Origin of the sequence: Porticoccus sp. (assembly GCA_023261185.1) — a bacterium.
Classification (GTDB): Bacteria; Pseudomonadota; Gammaproteobacteria; order Pseudomonadales; family Porticoccaceae; genus Porticoccus; species Porticoccus litoralis.
On sequence record JALRJN010000009.1, the window covers coordinates 21,477 to 28,245 of the forward strand.

The 6,769-nt window shown below is 55.2% G+C and carries 7 protein-coding genes; 5 read left to right on the plus strand and 2 right to left on the minus strand.

Features of this window, described 5'->3' with window-relative positions:
- Positions 1–21 precede the first annotated feature (21 nt).
- Genes arsC through sppA form a run of 4 tightly spaced genes read left to right on the plus strand, consistent with a single transcriptional unit; the run spans position 22 to position 3,180 of the window.
- On the plus strand, positions 22–366 hold the full coding sequence (arsC, locus tag ACYZYZ_RS00950) for an arsenate reductase (glutaredoxin) (RefSeq protein WP_305169454.1): 345 nt from the start codon (positions 22–24) through the stop codon (positions 364–366).
- Positions 366–959, plus strand: a complete 594-nt coding sequence (gene wrbA / locus ACYZYZ_RS00955; RefSeq protein WP_461482945.1) for an NAD(P)H:quinone oxidoreductase — start codon at positions 366–368, stop codon at positions 957–959. Before arsC ends, wrbA begins: the two co-directional genes overlap by 1 nt.
- Positions 956–1,330 carry a DUF2069 domain-containing protein gene (locus ACYZYZ_RS00960; protein WP_461482941.1) on the plus strand — a complete coding sequence of 125 codons (375 nt, stop codon included), beginning with the start codon at positions 956–958 and terminating at the stop codon, positions 1,328–1,330. Before wrbA ends, ACYZYZ_RS00960 begins: the two co-directional genes overlap by 4 nt.
- Complete coding sequence (gene sppA, locus ACYZYZ_RS00965) at positions 1,327–3,180, plus strand: signal peptide peptidase SppA (protein WP_461482942.1); 1,854 nt, start codon at positions 1,327–1,329, stop codon at positions 3,178–3,180. Before ACYZYZ_RS00960 ends, sppA begins: the two co-directional genes overlap by 4 nt.
- A gap of 65 nt (positions 3,181–3,245) precedes the next feature.
- Here sppA and fdxA read toward each other — a convergent pair whose 3' ends face one another.
- Both fdxA and mutS read right to left on the minus strand, forming a co-directional pair.
- Positions 3,246–3,569: a ferredoxin FdxA gene (gene fdxA / locus ACYZYZ_RS00970; RefSeq protein ID WP_305169450.1), complete on the minus strand. Its 324-nt coding sequence runs from the start codon at positions 3,567–3,569 to the stop codon at positions 3,246–3,248.
- A gap of 105 nt (positions 3,570–3,674) precedes the next feature.
- Entirely contained in the window at positions 3,675–6,278 is a 2,604-nt protein-coding gene (mutS, locus tag ACYZYZ_RS00975; RefSeq protein WP_461482943.1) for a DNA mismatch repair protein MutS, read from the minus strand.
- 251 nt (positions 6,279–6,529) lie between these two features.
- Here mutS and ACYZYZ_RS00980 point away from each other — a divergent pair.
- Positions 6,530–6,769: Arm DNA-binding domain-containing protein (locus tag ACYZYZ_RS00980; RefSeq protein ID WP_461482944.1), on the plus strand; the 240-nt coding region annotated here is incomplete at its 3' end.

Genomic DNA, 6,769 nt, shown 5'->3' on the forward strand with positions numbered 1-6,769 from the left:
AGGCTATTTTACACAAAGATCATGATCAGCATTTATCACAATCCCCGTTGTTCCAAATCCCGTCAAACTCTGGCTCTTCTGGAAGAGCAGGGTATCGATCCCGAAATCATTCTCTATCTGGAGACCCCGCCGGATGAAAAAACCCTGGCCGATATTCTCGCCAAGCTGGGAATTTCAGCACGCGAGCTGTTGCGCAAGGGTGAGGATGCCTACAAAGAAAACAATCTGGCCGATCCAAGCCTCAGCGAGGCGCAATTGATTACTGCCATGGTGGAGCATCCCAAGTTGATCGAGCGTCCGATCGTTATCAACGGCGACAAAGCGGCACTGGGTCGCCCCCCTGAACAGGTTCTGGATATTCTGTGATGCCCTATATTCTGGTTCTCTACTATTCACGCTATGGCCATACTCGGGCCATGGCAGAACAGATTGCACTCGGTGTTGAGCAGGGCGGGCTGGAAGGACGGCTGCGCACCGTGCCACCCGTGTCGGCAACCTGCGAAGCAACAGAGCCCGAGATCCCCGCTGAGGGCACCGTCTACTGCAGCAAGGAAGATTTGCGCGATTGTTCGGGCTTGGTACTTGGCAGCCCGACCCGTTTTGGCAACATGGCTGCGCCGATGAAATATTTTATCGACAGTACCAGTGATCTCTGGCTCAACGGCAGTCTGATCGGCAAGCCTGCCTCGGTGTTCACTTCCACCGGGTCGCTGCACGGGGGGCAGGAAACCACCCTGATCAGCATGATGCTGCCTTTGTTGCACCAGGGTATGGTGATTGCCGGGCTGCCCTACAGCGAGCAGGCATTACACACCACCGCCTCCGGCGGCACGCCCTATGGTTCCTCTCACCAGGCTGGTGGCGATGGCAGTCGGCCCCTGACAGAAGAAGAGGTCGCACTTTGTATCGCCCAGGGAAAACGCATGGCATCCCTGGCGAAAAAGCTGGTGACCCCATGACCAAGGTAATTGCACAACTCTCTAAAAAGTTGAATGTGGCCCGCAAGCTCACCTGGGGCAGTTACCTGCTGTTAATGGCGGTGTTACTGGCGAATGCCATATGGTCGGGTACCCCGGTTAGTCTGATGGTGTTTACCATGGTGCCGCTGCTGATTTTCCTGCCGGGATTGCGCAGGGAGCGTTACAAGACCATCTCCATGCTGTGTTTTGTCACGTTGATGTATTTTATGGTGACAGTGACCAACCTGTTTGCACCCAGCGCCAACTGGCTGGATGCGGTAGAACTGGTTCTTATTGTGGTGCTGTTTGGGGCAGCCATGATGTTCAGTCGTTGGAAACAATACTCGCTTTATCAGGAAGATAACCCATGAGTGACAAACCAGGATTGATTCGCCGTTTTTTCCGCTTTATTGGTCGGCTCGCCCACGGTATTCGCGTGCTGTTTAACCTGCTGTTCGTGCTGATTGTTGTGGCGCTGATTATCAGTATGTTTCAGAAGGATGTGCAGCCATTGCCCGAAAGTGCGGCATTGCGAATCGCGCCGGGCGGTTTTCTGGTGGAGCAGAAAACCTATACCGATCCGCTGACACAGTTAATGCAGCAAAGCAGCCCTGCGGATGCCGAAACACTGGTTCAGGACGTGGTGGAAGCCATTGATCGCGGCGCCACTGACCCGAGGATTAATTCCCTGGTGCTGGAATTGGACTACCTGCTTGGGGGAGGGCTCACCAAGCTGCAAGATGTGGGGCTGGCTCTGAAAGATTTCCGCAAAAGCGGCAAGCCCATTATCGCGGTGGGTGATAATTTCACCCAGGAACAGTATTACCTGGCCAGCTACGCCGACGAAATCCATCTCAACCCGATGGGTGCGGTTTTGATTACCGGCTTTGGCAGCTACCACAGTTATTTCAAGGACGCGCTGGATAAACTGCGCGTTAACGTGAATGTCTTTCGGGTCGGCACCTACAAAGATGCCATTGAGCCGTTTACCCGCACAGATATGTCGCCGGCATCCAGGGAGCACAACAGTGCCTGGCTCAACGCCCTGTGGTCGGTGTATACCAGCAGGGTGGAAAGCCAGCGCAACCTGCCCATCGATGCCATCAACGATTATGTCAATAACCTGGGTGCCAAGCTGGCCGCCTACCAGGGCAACACCGCAGAGTTGGCCGTGGCGACAGGTCTGGTGGACAAACTGTCGACCAGGCCGCAGATGGCTGACCGGCTGCGACTGCTGGCCGGTGTTGATGAGGACGGAAATTATCAGGGTATCGACATGAAGCGATACCTGAGCCATACCCGCCGTGCCGAAGCCCTCGAGCCTACGCCGGTGGGTGACAAGATTGGCATCATTGTAGCCAAGGGCATGATTCTCGATGGGGAACAGCCTGCGGGCACGGTGGGAGGCGACAGCCTCGCCCAGCGCTTCCAGCAGGCGCGCAAGGATGACCAGTTTAAAGCGCTGGTTTTGCGCATTGACAGTCCCGGTGGCAGTGCCTTTGCCTCTGAGGTGATTCGCCAGGAATTGCTGGCCACCCGAAAGGCCGGGTTGCCGGTGATTGTGTCAATGGGTACGGTCGCGGCGTCAGGCGGCTATTGGATTGCCATGGGGGCCAACGAAGTGTGGGCGAGCCCCACCACCATTACCGGCTCCATCGGTGTGTTCGGGGTGATTCCCACCTTTGAAGAAAGTCTCGCGGCGCTCGGCATCAACAATGATGGAATCGGTACCACAGAGCTGGCAGATCTGTACCAGCTGGATCGACCTATGTCGGATCAGGCCAAGCAGGTTGTTCAGTCCGGGGTGAATCATATTTACGATCACTTCCTGTCTCTGGTGGCTGATGCTCGTGGTACCTCGCCAGAAGCCATACACGAAGTGGCTCAGGGTCGTGTATGGACTGGAGAAAAAGCAAGGGAGCTGGGTCTGGTGGATGAACTGGGCGATTTACAGGCGGCGATTGAGGCGGCAGCCAGGGTGGCTGGGCTGGAGCAATATGAAGTTGAAGAAATCCGTAAACCCCTGGATTTTCGCGAGCAGTTGTTGCAGGAACTGGCCAATGGCCAGGTGGCTGGCTGGCTGGTCCAGCGTTCCCAGGGCTGGATGCCCCAGAGCTGGTTGGTGGGGCTCTATAACCTGGGCAACAAACTGAATCCGTTGGGACGTCTGAATGACCCACGCGGTATGTATTTACAGTGTTTCGAGTGTGATGTGCCGTGATTTTCGTGCGGTATTAAAAAAGGCGGCCTATAGGCCGCCTTTTTTGTTTGATTACCTGCCGAGCTTTAACGCTCCAGGTACTGCAACTTGTCTTTCACGCCGTCCCACTCTTCGGCATCGGGGAGGGAATCTTTTTTCTCGGTGATGTTGGGCCAGACTTCCGCCAGCTCCGCATTCAGTTCCAGGTAAACCTGCTGGTTATCGGGTAGCTCGTCTTCAGAGAAGATGGCTTCGGCCGGACACTCGGGTTCACAGAGGGCACAGTCGATACACTCATCCGGGTGAATCACCAGGAAATTCGGGCCTTCATAAAAGCAGTCCACCGGACAAACTTCCACACAGTCAGTGTATTTGCACTTGATGCAGTTTTCGCCAACGATAAAGGTCATTGGGTGCTCTCCGTGAAGCAGATAAAGGAACAGCGGCGCATTATACAGAAATAAAATCCGCGTTTTAAAGCACCAGAGAGGAATTATGCGGTGCTTTGTGAATCTTTATTGATCCTTGCACAACAGCTTCAGGGCATAAAGCTGCTCCAGGGCCTGCTTTGGTGTGAGATCGTCGGGGTCGACGGCACTCAGCGCGTCCCGGAGTGCTGCGCCGATCGGATCGCTGAACAGCTCCTGTTGCAACGGTTGATCAGTGTTTTTTGCTGCTACCGGGATAACCGTGGGATGGGCTCCGGCTTCCAAACGTGCCAGTTCCTGACGGGCCAAGGCAATCACCGTGGCGGGTATGCCCGCTAGCTTGGCTACCTGAATGCCATAGCTCTGACTGGCCGGGCCTTCCTGAATAGCATGCAGAAATACAATGTCGTCGTTGTACTCCGTGGCATCCAGGTGAACATTGGCCACGCCCGCTGTTTTATCCGGCAATGCCGTCAACTCAAAGTAGTGGGTGGCAAACAGCGTGAATGCACGAACATTTTCCGCCAGCTCCAAGGCGCAGGCCCAGGCCAGGGACAGGCCGTCAAAGGTGCTGGTGCCACGTCCAATCTCATCCATTAAAACCAGGCTGGAGTCGCTGGCATTATGGAGAATATTGGCAGTTTCCGTCATTTCAACCATGAACGTTGAGCGTCCACCCGCCAGGTCATCGGAAGAACCAATGCGTGTGAAGATACGGTCCACCAGTCCGATCGTTGCGCTCTGGGCCGGCACACAGCTACCGATATGGGCCAGTAAGACGATCAATGCAGCCTGCCGCATATAGGTGGATTTACCCCCCATGTTGGGGCCGGTAATGACCAGCATGCGGCGCTGTTCGTTCAGGCTGAGATCGTTGGCGACAAAGGGCGTGTCCAGCACCTGTTCAACTACCGGGTGGCGACCACCACAGACCTCGATACCCGGGGTAGCCTCCAGAGTGGGTGCACACAGGCTGAGGTTGTCAGCTCGCTCGGCCAGGCAGACCAGAACATCCAGCTCGGCGATGGCAGCGGCACATTCCTGAAGGGGGATAAGGTGATCGTTCAGGGATTCAATCAGGTCTTCGTAAAGGGCTTTTTCGCGAGTAAGAGCACGGCTTTTCGCACTGAGGGTCTTGTCTTCGAACTCCTTGAGTTCGGGGGTGATATAGCGCTCAGCATTCTTGAGTGTCTGGCGGCGAATATAATGGGCCGGTGCCTGCTCGGACTGTGCCCGAGAAATTTCTATGTAGTAGCCGTGTACACGGTTGTAGCCCACTTTCAGGGTACCGATGCCGGTGTTCTGTTTTTCCCGCTCTTCCAGGTCCACCAGAAACTGCCCGGCATTGCTGCTAAGGCTGCGCAGTTCATCCAGTTCACTGTCGTAGCCTTCGGCGATCACGCCCCCATCACGAATGACGACGGGTGGGTTGTCGACAATGGCCTGCTCCAACAGTGTTACCAACTCGGGAAATTCTGCAGCCTGGGCTGACAGTTGCTGCAAGTGGGCTGGTTCCTGCCGGGTCAGAATACGCTGGACCTCGGGCAGGGCGGCCAGGGACTGGCGCAAACGGGTTAAATCCCGGGGGCGGGCAGAGCGCAGTGCAATACGGCCCAGAATCCGTTCCATATCGCCCACTTGTTTCAGGTGCTCATTCAGTGATTCGTAACAGTAATCCACCCGCAGGGCTGCTACGCCCTGTTGCCGCGACTGCAGTGTGTCCAGGTTGCGCAAGGGGCGATTGAGCCAGCGGTTCAGCAGGCGGCTGCCCATGGCCGTTGCCGTGGTATCCATCACCGACAGAAGGGTGTTTTCGGTATTGCCATTGAGGTTAAGGCTGAGTTCCAGATTGCGTCGCGTGGCAGCATCGAGGATCACACTATCATCGCGATTCTCATGGCAGAGATTACGAATGTGGGGCAGTGCGGCGCGCTGGGTTTCCCGCGCATATTGCAACAGACAACCGGCGGCGGTCAGAGCCAGTGGCAGGTGATCACAGCCAAAGGCAGCCAGGTCCTTGGTGCCAAATTGATCCACCAGCTGGCGACGAGCCGTGTCGGCTTCAAACTCCCAGGGCTGTCGATGGCGCACGCCGCGGCGTTGTTGCAGTAATTCCGGGTGTGGGAAATCTTCAGCGACCAGTAGTTCAGCCGGATTCAGCCGTTGCAGTTCGCCCAGCAAGGCATCGGTGCCATCCACCTCCAGAACCAGAAAACGCCCGCTGCCGATATCCATGGTGGCGATGCCAAATTGCTGTTCTTTGCCACAGCTTACGGCGACAAGCAGATTGTCTCGGCGTTCATCCAGCAACGCTTCATCACTGATGGTGCCGGGGGTGACAATGCGCACCACCTGCCTCTCCACCGGACCTTTGCTGGTAGCGGGATCACCGATTTGTTCGCAAATGGCGACCGATTCGCCCAGTTTCACCAATTTCGCCAAGTATCCTTCGGCGGCGTGATAGGGCACCCCGGCCATGGGGATGGGCTGGCCCGCGGATTTGCCCCGCGCGGTGAGCGTGACATCCAGCAGTCGCGCCGCTTTTTTTGCGTCGTCGTAGAACAGCTCGTAAAAATCCCCCATGCGATAAAACACCAGCTCGTTGGGGTGCTGGGCCTTGATGCGCAGGTACTGCTGCATCATTGGGGTGTGTTGAGAAACTGACTCGCTCTTTACGTTGTTATTTTTCATAGGCTTGTCTTTATTTTCTCTATTTATAACAGCAATATATGGTTTTTTATGGCCTGCACTTCGGCTTTCAGTGGGTCTTGGTGAGACTCAAGCAGAATCATCGGATCTCAGATTTTAGTGTAGCAAATGGTGTAGCATGAATCCAAAACGCTGTTATCATTGGGGTATGTAAAGCCCCTATATCAAAATGCAAAACCCAGCGCGGCAACGCTGGGTCTGCTAATCACAAACAACCTAAAGCGGAGGTTAACGTGACTGTTGATATTTTAGAGCTGCCAACTGGAAGTCGCAAACAAGTTGCGGCTAGATCATCATCTAAACCCCTAACAGCGTTAAAGGTTAAGAACCATAAAGAAGGTGTGCTAGCGGATACGCATCCTCACAGCGGGTTGCGGTTACGAGCCAACAAGAACGGGTCAAAGACGTGGTTCTATCGCTACAAGTTAGCTGACAAGTTGAAGCAGATTAAACTCGGTACTTGGCCCGGTATG